Here is a 20,970-nt window from a genome sequence, read left to right on the forward strand (position 1 = left end):
TGATGAGAAAGGGCAAAGCCTGCGGGCTTTGCCCTTTTTTTATGAGGAAAACGTGTGATGTAATTCACAATCCTGTTTGCTGGGTTTTTGTATGATAAGACTGATTATTGAATCATTGAAAGGGGCAAGCCAAATGATCAACCGTCAACACATTCAATTATCGTTACAGTCATTAAGCTTGGTGGCAGGGTTTATGGTTTGGGTGCTGATTTCATCACTCATTTCCCAAATCACATTAGATATTCATTTAAGCAAAGGCGAGATTTCTTTGGTGACAGCGATTCCCGTAATCCTCGGGTCGCTTCTCCGCATTCCTTTAGGGTATTTAACGAACAGGTTTGGCGCAAGGCTGATGTTCATGATCAGCTTCATCCTGCTTTTATTTCCTGTGTTTTGGATCAGTATCGCGGATTCTCTGTTTGATTTAATCGCGGGTGGTTTTTTCTTAGGGATTGGGGGAGCGGTATTCTCCATTGGGGTGACATCCCTGCCGAAATATTATCCGAAAGAAAAGCACGGTGTCGTCAATGGGATTTACGGGGCCGGAAACATCGGAACCGCCATTACCACATTTGCCGCGCCGGTTATCGCTCAAGCTGCGGGATGGAAAACAACTGTGCAGATGTATCTGGTTCTGCTGGCAGTTTTCGCATTGCTGCACGTATTATTCGGCGACCGGCATGAGAAGAAAGTGAATGTTTCCATAAAAACTCAAATCAAAGCCGTTTACCGAAATCATGTACTGTGGTTTTTGAGCCTGTTTTACTTTATTACGTTCGGCGCCTTTGTCGCTTTCACCATCTATCTGCCGAACTTTCTAGTTGAGAACTTTGGGCTGAATCCTGCGGACGCCGGTTTGCGGACGGCTGGATTTATTGCCGTATCAACGCTGCTCAGGCCCGTGGGAGGACTCTTGGCTGATAAAATGAGCCCGCTCCGCATCTTGATGTTCGTTTTTGCGGGACTTACATTATCAGGCATTATCTTATCATTCTCGCCGACGATCGGCCTTTATACGTTTGGGTCATTAACGGTGGCAGTCTGCTCAGGCATAGGAAACGGGACCGTTTTTAAACTGGTGCCTTTCTATTTTTCGAAGCAAGCGGGGATTGCCAATGGTATTGTGTCTGCTATGGGCGGACTAGGCGGTTTTTTCCCTCCGCTGATTTTGACGAGTGTGTTTCAGGCAACAGGACAATATGCGATCGGCTTCATGGCGCTTTCGGAAGTTGCGTTAGCCAGCTTTGTCCTTGTCATATGGATGTATTGGCAGGAAAGAATGAAATCGCACACGGAGAGAAACAGTCAGAGCGTCAACTAACACTGGGCATTCACAAGATTGTTAGTTTTTTCTGGATGGGTGCAAATCAATTCACGTTACAATAGACATACGCAACGTGACTTTCTTCGAGGTGAGCTCATGAATTTTCTCTCTGTTCGACCATCTGACAGTGACTTTCTTTCCAGCGATCTGCATGAATTGCTGGAATCAATCAGCACGAAAAGAAAAATGGAAAAACACACGTATTTGTTTCAAGAAGGAATGGATGCAGAAGAGCTTTATCTGATTCAATCAGGACTCATTGAAATCGGCAAGCTGACGTCTGACGGAAAAGACCTTACGCTTAGAATCTGCCAAAAAAACGATATCGTCGGGGAATTAACACTTTTCACTGAAGAACCGAGATATATGCTCAGTGCGAAAGTGCTAGAGGATGGCGAGGTGCTCGTCATTAATAAAAGCAAGCTGGAAAAGGAATTAACCCAAAACGGTGCTTTGACATTTGAATTTATGAAATGGATGAGCACCCACCTCCGGAAAATTCAGTCCAAAATCAGAGATCTGCTTCTTCACGGCAAAAAGGGGGCGCTCTACTCCACTCTTATCCGCTTATCAAACAGCTACGGGGTGGAACGAAGCGACGGCATTCTGATTAACATTGTGCTGACAAATCAGGATTTGGCAAAGTTTTGCGCGGCGGCAAGGGAGAGTGTCAACCGGATGCTGGGAGATCTCCGCAAACAAGGGGTGATTTCGATAGAAGAATCCGGAAAAATTATTTTGCACAAGCGGGACTATTTGCGATGCGAGATTGAGTGTGAAAATTGTCCGCTGGAGATTTGCAATATTGACTGAAGAAACCAAGGACCGCCGGCGGTCCTTGGTTTTTTATCTTGTGATAAATATACACATGACGGCGAAAAAGAAGCAGGCATTTACGATTTCCAGAATGCCGATCGTTTTCACAGGCCAATCCCTTCCGTGAAAAAACCATGCCCGCAAACTGCTTGGGATAAAAGCAAGAAATGCCCATCCTGCTCCGAGAAGACTAGATAAAAAGGGGAGCAGCAGGTGATATCCCCATGACCAGTATGCAAATGCGCTGTTTTTTCTCTCCCGGATCACCGACTTCACATAAAAGGAACTCCCGATAAAAAATAAAGCAGATTGAGAGAAAATAAACCAAGCCCAGCCGTCAAGGGTTCCATTCCCCAGCCAGCAGCTTGCAAGTCCGCCTGAACAAAAGAACAAGACACCTGCAATATCATTCATTAGCGCTCGTTCGTTTTTTCGGCGGGCGTAATACATATGTATGAGAAACAGCGGCAATAAAGAAACGCCAACCCAGATGAGCGGCGGCTTATGAAAGACAGAGGCTAATAAACAGCAGCAGGCTGGAAAACCGTAATAACAAATCCACTTTTGATAGGGTTTGATTTGTTTCTTTTTTAAGGCGAGCGTAACAGGATAAACCGCCAAGTAAAGGAAAAGCCATCCTAGGAATAGCGGAATATGCCAGAAAACGGGTCCTCCCTTGATCATGCCGAGTAAAAATGGAATCAGCAGCATCGCCCATGCGCCGTGCTGCTTCGGAATCAGTGCCTTCATCAAAATCCTCCTTTTTTATTTCATTATAAATGCAGTCATCCCCCCGATAAGTGACATTCATCATACAAGCTGTGAAATACATCACTGCTGTACAGGCTCAATCGAGCTACACTAAAGTTATCCTTAACACAGGAGGCTTTCCTATGAATCAGTGTGACTATTTATTATTTCTGAAACAACTTCCCATGTTTAATGAAGTGCCTCAATCCATTGTCGAAACCTTGCTGAAAAATGGGACATTTATCTGCGGCTTATGTGATCAGTCTCCATCCTTTCTTCATTCTCAATCCGTCTATATTGTATTAAAAGGAAGTGTCCGTTTTATGGACAGCAGGCTCCCTGAAGGATCGAAAACCGTTGCGCTGTGGGAAAAAGGCGATGTGTTTCCGATTGATGAAAAAGGCGGGCTGTATTTATCGCCTTTTATCTCAGTCAATGCCTCTCCAGACATTCTGATACTCAATATCCCTTATTACATATTTAAAAAAATGATGTCTTACAATCCACAGCTGCAAATGAATTTTTTGGCCATGCTCCAGCAAAATGTCTTTTGTTCCTATCAATTATTTTTGCGGTATCTGCATACATCACAGGATGAAAATGCCGAGCCCGGTTCTTAAAATAGAGCCGGTTTTTTTGATCTTTGGAATAAAAGGCGGCTAATGACTCAGGCGTCCTGCCTGAACGCCGTCTTCATCACATCCCTGTGAAAGTCCTTCCTTCTCCTTTGTGTGAACATTTTGTGAAAAAAGCAGAGTGTGTGACATAGTTCACAAGGAAATACGCTTTCTCTGTTTATAGTGAACTTAGCATCATCTGACTCGGAAGGAGTGAACTCTCATGAAGAAAAAGAAAATAAGTCCGTTGTTTAGGAGATTGAACTATTTCTCTCCTATCGAACACCATTCAAATAAACATAGCCAAACCACCCGCGAAGATCGCGATTGGGAGAATGTATACAGAAACAGATGGCAGTACGACAAAGTCGTTCGCTCCACCCACGGCGTCAACTGCACGGGGTCCTGCAGCTGGAATATTTATGTGAAAAACGGAATTGTCACGTGGGAAGGACAAAATTTGAATTATCCTTCAACAGGCCCGGATATGCCTGATTTCGAACCGAGAGGCTGTCCGCGGGGGGCCAGTTTTTCATGGTACATTTACAGCCCGCTCCGTGTGAAATATCCGTACGTGCGCAGTGTGCTGATCAATTTGTGGCGGGAAGCACTGCAGGCTCATCAAAATCCATTGGAAGCCTGGAAATCGATCGTTGAAAACCCTGAAAAAGCGAAGTCCTATAAACAGGCAAGAGGGAAAGGCGGGTTTGTGCGCGCTGAATGGCCGGAGGTGCTGAAGCTGATTTCAGCGTCTCTGCTATATACAGTTATGAAATACGGACCTGACCGGAATGTCGGTTTTTCTCCGATTCCGGCCATGTCCATGATCAGCCACGCGTCAGGCTCCCGGTTTATGTCATTAATCGGCGGCCCTATGCTCAGTTTTTATGACTGGTATGCGGATCTTCCTCCGGCGTCCCCGCAAATTTGGGGTGACCAGACAGATGTTCCGGAAAGCAGTGATTGGTACAATTCAGGCTATATCATCACATGGGGCTCCAACGTTCCGTTAACGAGAACACCTGACGCGCACTTTTTGGCGGAGGCCCGCTATAAAGGCGCTAAGGTCATTTCGATCAGTCCGGATTTTGCGGAATCCTCAAAGTTCGCGGATGACTGGCTGAGTATCCGCCAAGGGACTGACGGGGCGCTTGCGATGGCGATGGGTCACGTCATTTTGCAGGAATTTTACGTGAATCAAGAGACGGAACGTTTTATTAAGTACGCGAAGCAATACACGGATTTTCCATTCTTCGTTACCCTGTCAAAAGAAAATGGCGTATATACAGCGGGGCGGTTTCTGCATGCCAAGGACATCGGGCGGCAGACAAAGCATGATCAGTGGAAGCCTGCGGTCTGGAATGAACAGACAAACGCATTTGCCATACCGCAAGGGACAATGGGCTCCCGCTGGGACGGGCAGCAGAAGTGGAACCTCCACATGGTCGATGAAGAAACCGGAGAACCGATTGAGCCCCGTCTCTCTGTGCTCGGAATAGAGGACGAAATCGGAACGGTGCGCATCCCGTATTTTTCAAATGACGGAAACAAAGTGCTTGAGCGGGATCTTCCTATTAAAAAACTGAACCTGAGTGGCGAAGAGGTGTACGTGACGACCGTGTTTGACTTGATTTTGGCCAATTACGGCGTGAACCGGGGCATCGGCGAACAATCAGCTGTCTCTTATGATGATCCTCACCCGTTTACACCTGGCTGGCAGGAACAGATGACGGGAATCAAAAAAGAAGCCGTCATTAAAATTGCCAGAGAGTTTGCCCAAAATGCGATCGATACAGACGGCCGGTCCATGATTATCGTAGGAGCGGGGATCAACCACTGGTTCAACTCCGACACAATCTACCGAGCGGTGTTAAATCTAGTTTTACTGGTAGGCGCCCAAGGCGTAAACGGCGGAGGCTGGGCCCATTATGTGGGGCAGGAAAAGCTCCGTCCTGCTGAAGGGTGGCAGACGATTGCCAACGCAAAGGACTGGGAGGGTGTGCCCAAACTGCAAAACGGCACCTCGTTTTTCTATTTTGCGACAGATCAGTGGCGTTACGAGGACCAGCCGATCAGTGACTTGGCTTCACCGATCGCTGCGTCATCCCGCTACAAGCATCACGCCGATTATAATGTGCTGGCGGCGCGCTTAGGGTGGCTGCCGTCCTACCCGACATTCAATAAAAACGGCATTGATCTATACAAAGAAGCTGAAAGAGCGGGGGCGGCAACACCGAAAGACGTAGGTGCGTACGTGGCCTCACAGCTTCAAGAGAAAAAACTGAAGTTCGCTATTGAAGATCCTGACAATGAAGCCAATTTCCCAAGGAATCTCTTCGTATGGCGGGCAAATCTGATCTCCAGCTCAGGAAAAGGGCACGAATATTTTCTCAAGCATCTGCTGGGGACGACGAACGGTTTGATGAATGACGACAGCGACAGCATCCGCCCTGAAGAAATCAAATGGCGGGAGCAGGCGCCGGAAGGAAAGCTCGACTTATTAATCAACCTTGATTTTCGAATGGCGGGTACGGCGCTGTATTCCGATATTGTGCTGCCGGCGGCGACATGGTATGAAAAACACGATCTCAGCAGCACGGATATGCACCCGTTCATTCATCCTTTTGCTCCGGCTATCTCGGCTCCGTGGGAATCGAAGTCAGACTGGGATATTTTCAAGGCTCTGTCAAAAGCCGTTTCCGATCTGGCAGAAGAAGTCGATATGGAGCCGGTGAAAGAAGTGGTCGCGACGCCGCTCCTCCACGACACCATGCAGGAATTGGCCCAGCCGTTCGGCAAAATCAATGACTGGAGCAAAGGCGAATGTGAAGCCATTCCGGGAAAAACGATGCCGAACATCCAAGTCGTTGAACGGGATTACAAGCATATTTTTCATAAAATGACCGCGCTCGGGCCTTACGCCGGTTTAAAACCGAGCGGAACAAAAGGGATGAGCTGGTCGATAGCCGATGAATATAAATCACTCAAAAAGAGGCTGGGAGAAATCACCTCGGACAGCATCGCAAAGGGATGTCCAAATATAAGTGAAGCAAAACAGGCGGCAGAAGCAATTTTAACCCTATCATCCACCTCGAATGGAAAAGTCGCAGTAAAAGCATGGGAATCACTTGAAAACATCACAAACCTGAAGCTGAAAGACCTGGCGGAAGAACGCGAGGAAGAATGCTTTACGTTCGAACAAATTACAGCCCAGCCGAAAACGGTCATCACGTCTCCGGCATTTACCGGCTCAGAAAAAGGAGGGCGCAGGTACTCGCCGTTTACAACGAACGTAGAAAAATTAATCCCGTGGCGAACACTGACCGGCAGACAATCTTATTATGTCGATCATGAATTGATGATGGAATTCGGTGAAACGATGGCGACATTTAAACCGATCCTTCAGCATCGTCCGTTCCTAAGCAAGCGGCCTGATCAAGAGGGCAAGGAAATCGTCCTTAATTATTTGACGCCGCATAATAAATGGTCCGTCCACAGCATGTATTTTGATTCCTTGCCGATGCTGACGCTGTTCCGCGGCGGGCCGACCGTGTGGATGAATAAAGATGATGCAATGGATACAGATATCAAAGACAACGATTGGATTGAATGTTTTAACCGAAACGGCGTTGTCGTCGCGAGAGCGGTTTTGTCTCACCGGATTCCTAAAGGAATGGCGTTTATGCACCATGCCCAAGACCGCCACATCAACGTGCCCGGCACAAAACTGACGAATAACCGCGGAGGCACCCATAACAGTCCGACAAGGATTCACGTAAAGCCGACACAGATGATCGGGGGCTATGCCCAGCTCAGCTACGGCTTTAACTATTACGGTCCAACAGGGAATCAGCGCGACCTGAACGTCGTCATCCGCAAGCTGAAGGAGGTCGATTGGCTTGAAGATTAAAGCGCAAATCGGTATGGTCATGAACCTGGATAAATGCATCGGCTGCCACACGTGCAGCGTCACCTGCAAAAACACGTGGACAAACCGTTCAGGTGCGGAATATATGTACTTCAATAATGTAGAAACAAAGCCGGGCATCGGCTACCCGAAGCAATGGGAGGATCAGGACAAATATAAAGGCGGCTGGACATTGAAAAAAGGAAAGCTCGAGCTGAAATCAGGCCCGAAAACGAATCGGCTTGCAGGACTTTTCTATAATCCGAACCAGCCGTCGATTGATGATTACTATGAACCTTGGAACTATGATTATGAAACATTAACAAACAGCCCGCAGAAAAAACACCAGCCAGTGGCGCGCCCGAAATCGTCCTTGACCGGGGACTTTATGAATATTGAATGGGGCCCGAACTGGGAGGATGATCTCGCAGGCGGCCATATTACGGGACTTGAAGATCCAAACGTGCAAAAGATGGAGGAATCGATCAAAACAGAATTCGATGAGGTCTTTATGATGTATCTGCCGCGTATTTGCGAGCACTGCATCAACCCAGCGTGTGTTTCGTCTTGCCCGTCCGGCGCCATGTACAAACGCGAGGAAGACGGCATTGTGCTTGTCGATCAAAACGCATGCCGTTCATGGAGATATTGCGTCTCATCCTGTCCATATAAAAAAGTCTATTTTAACTGGCAAACGAACAAAGCGGAAAAATGCACACTCTGCTTTCCGCGCTTGGAGGCGGGACTGCCGACCATCTGCTCTGAGACGTGTGTAGGCAGAATCCGCTACCTCGGTGTCATGCTGTATGACGCGGACAAAGTGGAGGAAGCGGCGTCTGTTGAAAATGAAAAGGATCTCTACCATTCCCAATTGGACGTTTTTCTTGATCCGAATGATCCTGAGGTTGCCAAACTGGCAAAAGAACAAGGCATCCCGGCTGAATGGATAGAGGCCGCGCAGCAATCGCCGATCTATAAAATGATCATTGACTGGAAGATTGCGCTGCCGCTTCATCCTGAGTACCGCACGCTGCCGATGGTTTGGTACATTCCGCCGCTGAGTCCGATTATGAATCTCTTTGAAGGAAAAGGCAGCCGGCAATCTGCGGAAGATATTTTTCCGGCTATCGACCAAATGAGAATTCCGATTGACTATTTGGCACAGCTATTAACGGCCGGTGATACGGATCATATTCGGTCAACGTTAAAGAAAATGTCTGTCATGCGCCAGTATATGAGAGCGGTCCAGACGAATAAAACCGTCGACCCGGCACTGATTTCCAGTGTCGGCTTAACAGAACAGCAAATTGAAGACATGTATCGGCTGCTTGCGATCGCCAAATATGATGACCGCTTTGTGATTCCGAACAGCCATCGAGAAGAAGTGTCTAATTTATACGCTGAGCAAGGGAGCTGCGGCTTATCATTTTCAGGCGGTCCCGGCTCTTGTTTCTAATTTTTGATTAAATGAGGTGTAACAAGATGAACACCACAGACCGGCAAATCACGTTCTCCGCTCTTTCCTATCTTCTTTCTTATCCGGATGAAGAGTGGAGAGCTGAGCTTCCCGATTGGAAGGCTATTATCCATGAAATCGGCAACCAGCAAATCCGGGAGAAGCTGCTGCACTTTTTCGATGCGACAGCTGGCTTTTCTCAAGAAGCGCTGATTGAACACTATGTCTATACGTTTGACTTCGGGAAAAAAACGAATATGTACGTCACCTACTTTAACTCAGGCGAGCAAAGGGAACGAGGCATTGAATTGCTGCAATTAAAAAACACATACGAGCAATCCGGCTTCCTGCCGACAGAGAAAGAGCTGCCTGATTACCTGCCGCTTATGCTGGAATTTGCCGCGATTGCGGAGATTGAAGCAGCTAAAAGTGCGTTTGAGAAATATCTGTCTAATGTGAGGGAGCTGGCTTCCCGTCTCGAAAAAAATGACAGCATCTATGCTGAGCTGCTGCACGTGCTGCTGGCCGCGCTGGAAAACATCGGCGTGCGTGAAAGCGTTGAAGGGGCTGTTCAGGCATGAGCGGGCAGATCCTGTGGGGCGTGATGCCATACATTGTATTGACGATCTTTATCGGCGGCCATATTTACCGCTATCAGCATGACCAATTTGGCTGGACGGCGAAATCAAGCGAGCTGTTAGAAAAGAAAAAACTCGCGGCGGGCAGCACACTTTTTCACTGGGGCATGGTGTGCGTTATCGGAGGGCATCTCATGGGAATTTTGATCCCGGAAGCCTTGTACACTTCCATTGGCATTTCAGAGCATGTGTATCACAAAATGGCGATTGGCGCAGGCCTGCCGGCGGGGATCGTGGCATGTACCGGACTTATCATCCTGACGTACAGAAGGCTGTTTGACAAAAGAATCCGCAAAACCAGCTCTCCATCGGATATCCTTACGCTCCTCCTGCTGCTGTTCATGATGCTGTCGGGTGTTGCAGCCACGTTTCTCAACATTGATTCGAAAGGATTTGATTACCGGACAACTGTAGGGCCGTGGTTCAGGGAAATCGTTTTGTTCAGGCCTGACGCCTCCTTGATGGAGAGTGTCCCGCTATGGTTTAAGCTTCATATTATTATAGGATACGTCGTTTTTATCCTGTGGCCGTTTACGAGATTGGTTCACGTGTTCAGCCTTCCGCTGAAATATTTGACACGAAGCTATGTCGTGTATCGGAAACGCTCGTAAAAATCCCCCCTCAATGAGGGGGATTTTTTATGATAATCGTTTGATGAAAAAATAAAAACGCAAGATATTTTCTGCCAAGGTAATGGCTGGGCGGCCAGGAATCCTGTTATGTTTGTATTTGAAAATAACATCATCGACAAAGGAGAGTGAAGAATGAAGCGGATTTTACTCATTTTAACTGCTTGTCTTATGACAAGCGCCGGGGTCCTGACTCTCAGACATTCTCATGTATTAACCGGCGGCACAGCCGGACTGTCACTAAGCCTGACATACTTGTTTCATTCCTCGTTTGCTATTATCTTCTTTCTGATTAATATCCCGTTTTATATATTTTCTCTCATCAGAATGGGCATCACATTCACCTTATCCACTGTATTTGCAGTCACAGCGCTGACTCTGTTTACAGGCGCGGATCACTGGCTGCCGCCTGTCTCTTTTTCACCGCTTGCCGGGGCGATTTGCGGCGGGGCGCTGATTGGATTCGGCCTGTCGCTCATGTTTTATCATCAGGCATCCCTCGGCGGCGCCAATATTCTCGCTTTATTTATGCAAAAACGGTACGGATGGAATCCCGGGACAGTTAATTTCCTCTTTGATTTTGCCGTAGTGCTGGCCGGCATCTTCTCAGTCGGCTTGCTGAAAGGGCTCTGCTCCTTAGTGTCGATTGCGGTCACGGGCCTGATCGTCAGCTTCTTCAAAAATAAAATCAAAAGCAGCTACTCTCTCAACTCGGCTTTGTTCCAGAACATCACACCCGTCCAATCACAGGAAGCCTCATCATAAGCCTTTCCGCCTCGTGCGGGGAGGCTTTTTTTCTGCAAAGGTTTAAATGTTAGAAAGAAGAGGAAATACGGAGGTAATCGGATCAGATTGGAGAGAATCAGGATGCTGAAAAGGAGACTGGAGTTTTTCTTTTTATATATGATGCTTATCGGGGCATATGTTATATGGTTTTTTCCGGTTTCCAGACTTGAGTTTTACGGAGGATTGCTTTGCTATGGAAGTATTATTTTGTTCAGCATCTATTCGTTAATTCTTGAAAACCGCACCTCGCAGCACACGCTGTTATGGATTCACATTCTTGTCTTTTTTCCGATCGCCGGCTATATGTTTTATCTGTTTTCCGGACAGCTTTATGTGAAGGGAAAGCTGTTTAAGACAAAACGAATGTACAACAGGGAAAAGCTCAGGAAGCTGTTTGACATGGAGGAAACGCCGGAAGTGACAGAGCTGAAGGACAATCAGGAAAGGTTCTTTACGTATTCCATCAGGGCTGCCCATATGAATATCAATACGAAAAGCAATATCAAAGTGCTGAAAAACGGTGAAGAAACCTTCCCGGACATTTTCAAAGCGATGAGGAAAGCGGAATCTTACATACATATTGAATATTACATGTTTAAATCAGACATGCTCGGCCGCGGAATGATGGACATTATGATGGAGAAAGCGCGTCAGGGTGTCGAGGTGCGGTTTTTATATGACGCCGCAGGGAGCATCAAGCTGGCAAGCAGAGATATCATGAAAATGAAACAAGCGGGAGTGGACATCGTTCCGTTTTCTCCCCTGAAATACGGGTTCTTCAATCAGAAACTGAATTTTAGAAATCACCGGAAAATCGTGATCATCGATGGGAAAATCGGTTTTGTGGGCGGATTAAATGTCGGGAAGGAATATATCAGCAGAGATCCGTACATCGGGTTTTGGAGAGATACTCACCTGCGGCTGGAAGGAGAAATTGTGCAAACGCTTCACGCCATTTTTATGCTGGATTGGGAATATGTCTCCGATGAAGTGTTAATTGATCAAGAGGCGTACAATACGCCGGTTCCCGTGGAGGGAGGGGGCATTTATCAAATTGTCGCGACAGGCCCTGACATGAAGGAAAGCATGAGCGACCTTTATTATGAAATGATTTCTTCAGCGCAGAAATCAGTATGGATTGCCACGCCCTATTTTGTCCCGAATGAGTCCATTCGCACGGCGCTGAAAGCAGCGGCGACAAAAGGCGTGGAGGTAAGGGTGATGGTGCCGGAGAAGAACGACAGTTTTTTGACACAATACGCGTCGAGATCCTATTTCCCAGAGCTGCTTCTGGAGGGCATTGAAGTGTATTCGTATCAAAAAGGCTTCATGCATCAAAAAGTCATGATCGTTGATGGCGACCTCGCCTCCGTCGGTACCGCGAATATGGACATGCGCAGCTTCCAGCTCAACTTTGAAGTGAACGTGTTCTTCGCAGATGCCGAAGCGATTCGCACTCTTGAAGCTCATTTCGAAGAGGATATGCTGGACAGTGAAAAACTCAGCCCTGTCGGCTTTTATAAAAGGGGAATGGCCGACCGGACAAAAGAATCCTTTGCCCGTCTGTTTTCAGGTGTTCTGTAAGAAAAAAGAAATCTGATCTTTCAAAACAGCCGGTGTATAGTATAATTGAGAAATGTTATCAGTTATTTATGCATTGGGGGAAGATAGGGTGCTGCGGCAGTTTTTTTCGTATTATAAACCATATAAAACGTTGTTCTTTCTCGACTTTTTCTCGGCGATCGCAGGAGGCTTAATGGAGCTGAGTTTTCCTTTGATCGTCAATTATTTTATTGATACCTTGCTTCCGGGCAGGGACTGGGGGCTGATCATCGCGACCTCAATCGGCTTATTTGCGGTGTACGCGCTCAGCTCGGCTCTCCAGTATATCGTCACATACTGGGGGCACATGCTCGGGATCAATATCGAGACCGATATGAGAAAGTCGCTTTTTGACCATTTGCAAAAGCTCTCGTTCAAATTTTACGACAACAACAAGACAGGAACGCTGATGTCGAAGCTGACGAACGATTTAATGTACATCGGCGAAGTTGCCCATCACGGCCCGGAAGATTTATTCATTGCCGTCATGACCATTCTCGGGGCGTTCGGGGTGATGCTATTTATTAACTGGCAGCTGGCATTATTAACGTTTATCATCATGCCGATTGTTATTTGGCTTGCGCTTTATTTCAACAAAAAAATGACCAAAGCATTTACCACGCTGAACAAAGATATCGGAGACTTCAGCGCGCGGGTAGAAAATAATATCGGCGGGATTCGGCTCGTGCAGGCGTTCGGCAATGAAGCGTTTGAAAAAGAACGCTTCGCCGTCAACAATCAGCGTTTCCGTGTCACAAAGCTTTCCTCATACAAAATCATGGCGAAAAACGGTTCCATCAGCTATATGCTGACTCGGTTTGTCACGCTGTTTGTCCTTTTATGCGGTACGTGGTTTGTCATTCGCGGTTCCTTATCGTACGGGGAATTCGTGGCGTTTGTGCTCCTGACGAATGTACTGTTCAGGCCCATTGACAAAATTAATGCCATTATCGAAATGTATCCGAGGGGGATCGCCGGTTTTAAAAGCTATATGGAACTGATGGAGACAGAGCCGGATATTCAGGATTCTCCGGATGCGAGAGTCGTTTCCGGCCTGAAGGGCAATATCCGCTATGAAGATGTTTCATTTGGCTATGATGACCACCACAACGTCCTCAATGACATTAACCTGTCTATTCAAGCGGGGGAAACGGTTGCGTTCGTCGGTCCGTCAGGCGCGGGAAAATCAACGCTTTGCAGTCTGCTTCCGCGCTTTTATGAAGCATCGGAGGGCGACATTACGATCGACGGCATCAGCATTAAAGATATGACGCTGTCTTCACTGCGGGGGCAGATTGGCGTCGTGCAGCAGGACGTTTTCTTATTCTCGGGCACGCTTCGAGAAAATATCGCCTACGGCCGATTAGACGCATCAGAAGAAGACATTTGGCAGGCTGTGAAACAGGCGCATCTGGAAGAGCTCGTCCATAACATGCCGGATGGATTGGATACCATTATCGGTGAACGCGGCGTGAAGCTCTCCGGCGGGCAAAAGCAGCGGCTGTCAATTGCACGGATGTTCTTGAAAAATCCGTCAATCCTGATTCTCGACGAAGCAACCTCGGCTCTTGATACAGAAACAGAAGCGGCGATCCAAAAGGCGCTTCAAGAATTGTCGGAGGGGCGCACGACGCTCGTGATCGCCCACAGATTGGCGACGATCAAAGACGCGGACAGAATTGTGGTCGTCACAAACAACGGTATTGAAGAACAAGGCCGCCATCAAGACCTGATTGAAGCCGGAGGCCTATACAGCAGGCTGCATCAAGCGCAATTCGGGCAAATGGTTCAGCAATAGGAGGAAAATATGGATAGAAAAAATGTGCTGTACATTGCCGTTTCATTGGACGGGATGATCGCGAGAGAAGATGGAAGCATCGATTGGCTGGATGAATTTGAAGGTGAAGGCGATAACGGATACAGCGATTTTTATCAGACGGTTGATACCGTCATCTTAGGCCGGAGCACATATGAACACGTCAAAATCCTCACACCGGTTTTCCCGTATCAGGATAAAACATGCTACGTTTTCACAGGAACGCCCGGCAGCTATCAGGATGAACATGTGACTTTTATCAATGAGAGAGCCAAGGCCTTCACTGACCGTTTGAAACGGGATAAAGGCTTAAACATCTGGATAGCAGGCGGGGCAGAGCTGGTGAATGCCTTTATGAAAGAAGACGCCATCGACGAATTCATCATCACCATTATTCCAGTCGTTTTAGGGAGCGGCATCCCGCTGTTTCACGAACTAACAAATGAAACAAAGCTGCGGTTAAAAGGGATGAAACAATTTGGACAGGCGGTTCAGCTCCATTATGTAAGGCCATAAGAAAAAGGATAGACAAGATGTCTATCCTTTTTATATGTAAGTTAAAGCGCCTCTTTTTCAGCAGGCTCGACGATATTTTGGAATTTTTCAATCAGCTGTGAGGCTTTGGTTCCTTCCACTACAATCAAATATTCCTTTTCATTATGAGCCATGCGGAACGTTTCAAGCTCAATTAAGCTTTTGATTTTGCACATCGTTTTCTTCGAATAAATATAAACCTCGTGGCTTCCGGAATGGCACATTTTATAAAGATGAATCAAATTTCTTAAAGTAAATGCCTGTGCGGCTACTTTCAGAGACTTGATGTTTTTCATGATCTTTCTCCTCCATCGATTGTTGTCTTATATAGCGTATGTTCCCAGAGCCGACGATCTGTAAACCTGATTTTGCACATTTAAGATTTCCATTGCAGCGTGCCGCCGCCGATGCGTTTGACGCCGCGGATGGAGCTTAATTCATCCATCAGGCGGAGAAGCGCCTTGTCTTTCTGTTTTGCTTCAATCATGAAATCAATATTTGTTTCCCATTGCCTGAAGCGTTCCAAGAGCGGCAGCAAAAAGTTGGCGTCAACATAATCGGCATGGCTGCGTATGGCTTGCTCCGATTTTGGGGAAGACAGGTGAACCTTTGGCTGCAGCCCGATCCGCTCCCACGTTTTGATCATCCGGGGCAGTGCTTCATTCAGGTCGGCGTGATCATCTTGATTGGCGTAAAAATGATGAAAGTCAAAGACAAACGGAACATCCTCTTTTTCACAGACCTGAAGCGTTTCTTCCGTCGTATATGTTTTATCATCATTTTCAAGCGTCATTCGCTGTTTGATCTCCTGCGGCAGCTGCTTCATATTTTGATGAAATTGAGCAGTGGCAGTCTCTTTATCTCCGTAAGCGCCGCCAATATGAATGTTGATAACGGAGCGATCAGCAATGCCCATGGCTTCAAGCATGCGGTAGTGATACGCCATATCGGTTACCGCATTTTTTGTGACGGATTCCTTCGGGCTCGTAAACAGAGTGAATTGGTTGGGGTGAAAGCTTGTTCTTAGATGATGTGTTTTGACAAGCTCCCCGATCTCCCGAAACTCCTTTTGAAACGGCGTCACAAAATCCCACATCACATCGGGATGCGTGGCCAGCGGAACAATCGAACTGGAAAAACGGTACAAAGGAATGCCGTGGCCGATGATATAGTGAAGGGTTCTCATCGTATTGCGCAAATTGGCTTTTGTCACAGTTAGAAGCGCTTCTTTTCTTTCATCCTTTGCAAGCTTGGAATAACGCGCGAATGTTAATGTTTTAGCGGGAGACGCATCCCAAAGGCTCATCGCGTTTGAAACGAACCCGAATCTGAAAATCATAGGAACTCTCCTTTATAAAAAATAAGATATTGCTCTGCCAAGCCATTCCGCCGGGCGCTGCCTGAATGTGCGTTTTTTGAAATTCTCCTTTGTCAGCAGCTCCGACCTTTTAATATCCTCTTCAATCGTGGCATAGACTTCTTTTGTAAAAGCCTTATCATCGATTTCAACATTCACCTCTTCATTTAAAAAAAAGCTTCGCTGATCAAAATTGGCGGTGCCGATGATGCTGAAATGATCGTCAATAATCAGGGCTTTTACATGATAAAACCCCTGATAAAAGCGGTAGATAAGACAGCCGGCATCCAAGAGCTCCGAATAATACGAAAAAGCTGCTTCTCTGACCAGCGGATGATCTGATTTCATCGGCACGATGATCGAAACGGCTACACCGTTTTTTCTTGCTTTGACCAAGGCCTGCTGAAGTGATTTTGTCGGAATATAATAAGGTGTGCAAATGGTAATGCGCTCTTTTGCCTTCGCAATATTTGCCAAATACGTTTTTTCAAGAGAATAACCGTCAGTCGCATAAATCTTATGAGAGATATTCCCTTGTGGAAGCTCCGGCCAAACATCCGGGCTTAGTTCAGCTGATCCGGTATTTCGTTTCAAGTCGGCGGTAAAAAGGGTCTGAAGATCTCGGACGCCTTCTCCCTTCATACGCAAATGATAATCCTCCCAATTGCCGAACTTCGCCTTCTTTCCCAGGTATTCCTCACCGATGTTAAACCCGCCGATATAGCCGATTTTTCCGTCTATCACAGCGATTTTCCGGTGATTCCGTTTTTGCATATGAAAAAAGAAAAAAGGAAAACGAGGCTTGTTAAGAAAATGAACCTGAACCCCGGCATTTTTCATCGTCTTCAGCGCCGGCTTTTTAATTTTTTGGCTGCCGGACCAATCCAGCAGCAAATAAACAGAAACACCGGCTTGTGCTTTTGCTTTCAGTAGCGTAAACATATTGTGGCTGACCTCATCGTTTTTCATAATAAAAAACATAACGTGAACTGAAGAAACGGCCTGGCGGATGTCTTCCATCATCCGTTCCACAAGATCAGCACCGCAGTGGATCAATTCAATATCGCTCTTCTTTTTTGAAAAAACAGGCTCGTACGCGTTTTTTTTATAAATGGCGCGTCCCATGAAGATATCAAGCAGAATGAAAGCCAATAGTATGATGACAATGATGAGAATCACGAAAAATATCTTCATCCCGGCACTCCTTTCCGTAGTAAAGATAGTGTGCCCGAACAGCAGGAATTTAATTATTGACTGAACACTCATTCATTATTTATCATAAAGATAATCTTATACAGATTCGAGGGTAGGGGATCGCGGTCTTTATCAGTAAAAAGGGGGAATTGGAATGAGCGGCTTTCTTATCGCAAATGCATTGTTATTTCTGGTTGTAACCGCTTACGCTGTCTATTTGTTTGTTTACTTGGTCAAAACGAGACTGGCCTACATCAGGCTCGGCCAGAAAGAACAATTTGATAAACGGATCAAGGAACGGCTTCACGCCATTTGGGTGAATGTATTCGGACAGAAAAAACTGCTCAAGGACAAGAAAAGCGGAATCATTCACGTCATGTTTTTCTACGGATTTATATTGGTTCAGTTCGGAGCTATTGACTTTATCATCAAAGGACTGGCTCCCGATCGGAATCTGCCGCTTGGCCCTGTCTATCCCGCTTTCACCTTTTTTCAGGAAATCGTTACGTTTCTCATTTTAATTGCTGTGGGCTGGGCATTCTATAGACGTTATATCGAAAAGCTCGTCAGGCTGAAACGCGGTTTCAAAGCAGGACTTGTTCTCATTTTTATTGGGGGGTTAATGCTGACGGTTCTGCTTGGAAACGGGATGAATCTGATCTGGCATGAGCACGGGCTTTCTTGGAGCGAGCCGATAGCATCTGGTATTGCGTTTTTGCTTGGCGGAATTGGGAAAACAGGCGCGGCGGTCATTTTCTATATCGCATGGTGGGTCCATCTTCTGTTTTTGCTGAGCTTTTTAGTGTACGTGCCTCAGTCGAAGCATGCCCATTTAATCGCCGGACCTGCCAATGTTTTTTTCAACAGAATGGAATCGGCCGGAAAGCTTGAAAAAATCGATTTTACCGACGAAACGAAAGAAAGCTACGGAGCGGGGAAAATAGAAGATTTCAGGCAGTCCCAGCTGCTTGATCTGTACGCGTGTGTCGAGTGCGGCCGCTGCACCAATATGTGTCCTGCAACAGGCACCGGAAAAATGCTGTCGCCGATGGACTTGATTTTGCGCCTCAGAGACCATCTCACAGAAAAAGGCGCGGCCGTCACCTCACGCTCGCCTTGGGTGCCCGCGGCAGCGTTCCGGCATATGAGAGGCAATCAGCTGGCGGCAGCGTCAGCGGGTAGCGGATCTCAGGAAGCCGCCGCCGCGCTGGATTACAATCCGAGCTTGATCGGCGACGTCATCACAGAGGAAGAAATTTGGGCGTGTACGACTTGCCGGAATTGCGAGGATCAATGCCCCGTCATGAACGAACACGTGGATAAAATCATCGACCTCCGCCGCTACCTCGTACTGACAGAAGGAAAAATGGACAGTGACGCACAGCGCGCCATGACCAGTATCGAGCGGCAGGGAAATCCGTGGGGCCTCAACCGCAAGGAACGTGAAAATTGGCGTGACGCGGCGCCGGATGCCGAGATTCCGACCGTAAAAGAAATGAAAAAAGAAGGAAAAGAATTTGAGTACCTTTTCTGGGTCGGTTCCATGGGGTCTTACGACAACAGAAGCCAGAAAATCGCTGTCTCCTTTGCCAAGCTGCTCAATCACGCGGGCGTGACCTTCGCGATCCTCGGCAATAAAGAAAAAAATTCAGGAGACACGCCGCGCCGCCTCGGAAATGAATTTTTGTTCCAAGAGCTGGCTGAGAAGAATATCTCTGAATTTGAAAAAAATGATATCAAAAAAATCGTTACGATCGACCCGCACGCATACAATTTATTTAAAAACGAATATCCGGATTTCGGATTTGAAGGCGAGGTTTATCATCATACAGAAGTGCTGGCCGAGCTGGTGAAGAACGGGAAATTAAAACCGCAGCACCCGCTACAAGAGGCGATTACCTTCCATGATTCATGTTACTTGGGCCGGTACAACGAAGTCTATGATCCGCCGAGGGAGATTTTGAAAGCCATTCCGGGCGTACAGCTGATTGAAATGGAAAGAAACCGGGAAACCGGCATGTGCTGCGGCGCCGGCGGGGGATTAATGTGGATGGAGGAAGAAACGGGCAACAGGATTAACGTCGCCAGGACAGAGCAAGCACTCGCGGTTAACCCATCGGTGATCAGCTCCGGCTGTCCGTACTGTCTCACGATGCTTGGGGACGGCACAAAGGCGAAAGAAGCCGAAGACCGGGTCAAAACGTATGACGTCGCCGAGCTTCTGGCCCAATCTGTCTTAGGAGCTGATATGAAAATGGGGGAGAAGCCATGAATTTTTCATTATCAGAAGAACACGAAATGATCAGGAAATTGGTCCGTGATTTTGCAAAGCATGAAGTGGCCCCGACAGCGGCAGAACGCGACGAACAAGAACGCTTCGACCGCGAGCTGTTTCGGGAAATGGCGAATCTAGGGCTGACGGGAATCCCGTGGCCTGAAGATTACGGAGGAATCGGAAGTGACTTTCTGGCTTACGTCATCGCGGTGGAGGAGCTTTCGAAAGTGTGCGCCTCCACCGGTGTGACGCTTTCCGCTCATATCTCTCTATGCAGCTGGCCGCTGTTTGCCTTTGGGACGGAAGAACAGAAAACAGAGCACTTAACACAGCTGGCCCTCGGAGAGAAAATCGGCGCTTTCGCTTTGACCGAAGCAGGGTCCGGTTCTGACGCCGGCGGCATGAAAACAACTGCTGAACGAATCGGCGATGATTATGTGTTAAATGGTTCAAAAGTGTTTATCACAAACGGCGGGATTGCGGATATTTACATTGTTTTTGCCGTCACCGATCCCGAGAAAAAGAAAAAAGGCATTTCCGCTTTTATAGTAGAAAAGGATTTCGAAGGATTTTTGACAGGCAAGAAAGAAAAGAAGCTGGGCATCCGTTCGTCCCCGACAACGGAAATCACGTTCGAAGATTGTGTTGTGCCTGCAGCAAACCGACTCGGAGAAGAAGGGGAAGGCTTCAAAATCGCGATGAAGACGCTAGACGGAGGCAGAAACGGCATTGCCGCTCAAGCCGTGGGAATCGCTCAGGGGGCGCTTGATGCGGCGCTGCAATACGCAAAAGAGAGAAAGCAATTCGGAAAATCGATCGCCGAGCAGCAGGGCATCGCTTTTAAACTCGCAGATATGGCTACAATGATAGAAGCTTCAAGGCTATTGACCTATCAGGCAGCGTGGCTTGAATCATCAGGTCTTCCATATGGAAAAGCTTCTGCTATGTCCAAACTGCTGGCGGGGGATACGGCGATGAAGGTGACGACCGAAGCCGTGCAGATTTTCGGCGGCTACGGCTATACAAAAGATTATCCGGTTGAACGCTATATGCGTGATGCAAAAATCACGCAAATCTATGAAGGCACTCAAGAAATTCAAAGACTTGTCATCTCCCGAATGCTCGCGGATTGATGCAAAACATCTATCAGTCGGATCACTCTTGTAAAATTATTTAAATTAACGCCGTTAAGGGTAGCATATTCTGTTTTATTTTGTTTATAATGAGAGGTATGGTTTGTATAAGAACGATACAAAATCGCTTTCATTA

General features: G+C 47.1%; 17 protein-coding genes. 13 read left to right on the forward strand and 4 right to left on the reverse strand.

Going from position 1 to position 20,970, the window contains the following annotated elements; all coding sequences use genetic code 11:
* Window positions 1-133: 133 nt before the first annotated feature.
* Both narK and fnr read left to right on the forward strand, forming a co-directional pair.
* On the forward strand, window positions 134-1,321 hold the full coding sequence (narK, locus tag LWH95_RS16250; protein ID WP_133485624.1) for a nitrate transporter NarK: 1,188 nt from the start codon (window positions 134-136) through the stop codon (window positions 1,319-1,321).
* Between the two features lie 99 nt (window positions 1,322-1,420).
* Window positions 1,421-2,137, forward strand: a complete 717-nt coding sequence (fnr, locus tag LWH95_RS16255) for a fumarate/nitrate reduction transcriptional regulator Fnr (RefSeq protein ID WP_003235867.1) — start codon at window positions 1,421-1,423, stop codon at window positions 2,135-2,137.
* 33 nt (window positions 2,138-2,170) lie between these two features.
* On the opposite strand, the gene LWH95_RS16260 is transcribed toward fnr, so the two are convergent.
* Window positions 2,171-2,890, reverse strand: a complete 720-nt coding sequence (locus LWH95_RS16260) for a YwiC-like family protein (protein WP_232919986.1) — start codon at window positions 2,888-2,890, stop codon at window positions 2,171-2,173.
* Window positions 2,891-3,033: 143 nt separating this feature from the next.
* Here LWH95_RS16260 and arfM point away from each other — a divergent pair, with 143 nt between their 5' ends.
* The 9 genes from arfM (at window position 3,034) to LWH95_RS16305 (ending at window position 14,857) form a co-directional block, all read left to right on the forward strand.
* Window positions 3,034-3,510: a Crp/Fnr family transcriptional regulator ArfM gene (gene arfM, locus LWH95_RS16265; protein ID WP_133485628.1), complete on the forward strand. Its 477-nt coding sequence runs from the start codon at window positions 3,034-3,036 to the stop codon at window positions 3,508-3,510.
* Between the two features lie 220 nt (window positions 3,511-3,730).
* Window positions 3,731-7,417: a nitrate reductase subunit alpha gene (locus tag LWH95_RS16270; RefSeq protein ID WP_232919987.1), complete on the forward strand. Its 3,687-nt coding sequence runs from the start codon at window positions 3,731-3,733 to the stop codon at window positions 7,415-7,417.
* Window positions 7,407-8,870, forward strand: coding sequence for a nitrate reductase subunit beta (gene narH / locus LWH95_RS16275; protein WP_232919988.1), 1,464 nt, complete (start codon window positions 7,407-7,409; stop codon window positions 8,868-8,870). The genes LWH95_RS16270 and narH overlap by 11 nt, the downstream gene beginning before the upstream one ends.
* A gap of 26 nt (window positions 8,871-8,896) precedes the next feature.
* Window positions 8,897-9,451 carry a nitrate reductase molybdenum cofactor assembly chaperone gene (gene narJ, locus LWH95_RS16280; RefSeq protein ID WP_232919989.1) on the forward strand — a complete coding sequence of 185 codons (555 nt, stop codon included), beginning with the start codon at window positions 8,897-8,899 and terminating at the stop codon, window positions 9,449-9,451.
* On the forward strand, window positions 9,448-10,119 hold the full coding sequence (gene narI, locus LWH95_RS16285) for a respiratory nitrate reductase subunit gamma (protein ID WP_232919990.1): 672 nt from the start codon (window positions 9,448-9,450) through the stop codon (window positions 10,117-10,119). The genes narJ and narI overlap by 4 nt, the downstream gene beginning before the upstream one ends.
* 153 nt (window positions 10,120-10,272) lie before the next feature.
* Entirely contained in the window at window positions 10,273-10,902 is a 630-nt protein-coding gene (locus tag LWH95_RS16290) for a YitT family protein (protein WP_232919991.1), read from the forward strand.
* 102 nt (window positions 10,903-11,004) lie between these two features.
* Window positions 11,005-12,507 carry a cardiolipin synthase gene (gene cls, locus LWH95_RS16295; RefSeq protein WP_232919992.1) on the forward strand — a complete coding sequence of 501 codons (1,503 nt, stop codon included), beginning with the start codon at window positions 11,005-11,007 and terminating at the stop codon, window positions 12,505-12,507.
* Between the two features lie 88 nt (window positions 12,508-12,595).
* On the forward strand, window positions 12,596-14,323 hold the full coding sequence (locus tag LWH95_RS16300) for an ABC transporter ATP-binding protein (protein ID WP_060399724.1): 1,728 nt from the start codon (window positions 12,596-12,598) through the stop codon (window positions 14,321-14,323).
* A 9-nt stretch (window positions 14,324-14,332) separates the two neighbouring features.
* The gene (locus LWH95_RS16305) at window positions 14,333-14,857 is read left to right on the forward strand and encodes a dihydrofolate reductase family protein (protein ID WP_003235844.1); all 525 of its coding nucleotides are present in this window, start codon (window positions 14,333-14,335) and stop codon (window positions 14,855-14,857) included.
* A gap of 41 nt (window positions 14,858-14,898) precedes the next feature.
* Here LWH95_RS16305 and LWH95_RS16310 read toward each other — a convergent pair whose 3' ends face one another.
* The 3 genes from LWH95_RS16310 to cls (LWH95_RS16320) form a co-directional block, all read right to left on the reverse strand.
* On the reverse strand, window positions 14,899-15,171 hold the full coding sequence (locus LWH95_RS16310; protein ID WP_003235842.1) for a hypothetical protein: 273 nt from the start codon (window positions 15,169-15,171) through the stop codon (window positions 14,899-14,901).
* An 80-nt stretch (window positions 15,172-15,251) separates the two neighbouring features.
* A complete protein-coding gene (gene uvsE / locus LWH95_RS16315; protein WP_232919993.1) occupies window positions 15,252-16,214 on the reverse strand; it encodes a UV DNA damage repair endonuclease UvsE in 963 nt (320 codons plus the stop codon).
* 12 nt (window positions 16,215-16,226) lie between these two features.
* Window positions 16,227-17,426 carry a cardiolipin synthase gene (cls, locus tag LWH95_RS16320; protein ID WP_232919994.1) on the reverse strand — a complete coding sequence of 400 codons (1,200 nt, stop codon included), beginning with the start codon at window positions 17,424-17,426 and terminating at the stop codon, window positions 16,227-16,229.
* A gap of 154 nt (window positions 17,427-17,580) precedes the next feature.
* On the opposite strand from cls (LWH95_RS16320), the gene LWH95_RS16325 reads away from it, so the two are divergent.
* A complete protein-coding gene (locus tag LWH95_RS16325; RefSeq protein ID WP_232919995.1) occupies window positions 17,581-19,698 on the forward strand; it encodes a heterodisulfide reductase-related iron-sulfur binding cluster in 2,118 nt (705 codons plus the stop codon).
* Window positions 19,695-20,834 carry an acyl-CoA dehydrogenase AcdA gene (gene acdA, locus LWH95_RS16330; RefSeq protein WP_003235835.1) on the forward strand — a complete coding sequence of 380 codons (1,140 nt, stop codon included), beginning with the start codon at window positions 19,695-19,697 and terminating at the stop codon, window positions 20,832-20,834. Before LWH95_RS16325 ends, acdA begins: the two co-directional genes overlap by 4 nt.
* Window positions 20,835-20,970 lie beyond the last annotated feature (136 nt).

It is taken from the genome of Bacillus sp. G16, from assembly GCF_021282335.1.
Taxonomy (GTDB): Bacteria; Bacillota; Bacilli; order Bacillales; family Bacillaceae; genus Bacillus; species Bacillus inaquosorum.

Coding starts and splice junctions, on each gene's coding strand:
- narK (WP_133485624.1), top strand. CDS start 134: ATGATCAACCGTCAACACATTCAATTATCGTTACAGTCATTAAGCTTG.
- arfM (WP_133485628.1), top strand. CDS start 3,034: ATGAATCAGTGTGACTATTTATTATTTCTGAAACAACTTCCCATGTTT.
- acdA (WP_003235835.1), top strand. CDS start 19,695: ATGAATTTTTCATTATCAGAAGAACACGAAATGATCAGGAAATTGGTC.
- LWH95_RS16270 (WP_232919987.1), top strand. CDS start 3,731: ATGAAGAAAAAGAAAATAAGTCCGTTGTTTAGGAGATTGAACTATTTC.
- LWH95_RS16290 (WP_232919991.1), top strand. CDS start 10,273: ATGAAGCGGATTTTACTCATTTTAACTGCTTGTCTTATGACAAGCGCC.
- cls (WP_232919992.1), top strand. CDS start 11,005: ATGCTGAAAAGGAGACTGGAGTTTTTCTTTTTATATATGATGCTTATC.
- narJ (WP_232919989.1), top strand. CDS start 8,897: ATGAACACCACAGACCGGCAAATCACGTTCTCCGCTCTTTCCTATCTT.
- LWH95_RS16260 (WP_232919986.1), bottom strand. CDS start 2,890: ATGAAGGCACTGATTCCGAAGCAGCACGGCGCATGGGCGATGCTGCTG.
- LWH95_RS16310 (WP_003235842.1), bottom strand. CDS start 15,171: ATGAAAAACATCAAGTCTCTGAAAGTAGCCGCACAGGCATTTACTTTA.
- uvsE (WP_232919993.1), bottom strand. CDS start 16,214: ATGATTTTCAGATTCGGGTTCGTTTCAAACGCGATGAGCCTTTGGGAT.
- fnr (WP_003235867.1), top strand. CDS start 1,421: ATGAATTTTCTCTCTGTTCGACCATCTGACAGTGACTTTCTTTCCAGC.
- narI (WP_232919990.1), top strand. CDS start 9,448: ATGAGCGGGCAGATCCTGTGGGGCGTGATGCCATACATTGTATTGACG.
- cls (WP_232919994.1), bottom strand. CDS start 17,426: ATGAAGATATTTTTCGTGATTCTCATCATTGTCATCATACTATTGGCT.
- LWH95_RS16305 (WP_003235844.1), top strand. CDS start 14,333: ATGGATAGAAAAAATGTGCTGTACATTGCCGTTTCATTGGACGGGATG.
- LWH95_RS16325 (WP_232919995.1), top strand. CDS start 17,581: ATGAGCGGCTTTCTTATCGCAAATGCATTGTTATTTCTGGTTGTAACC.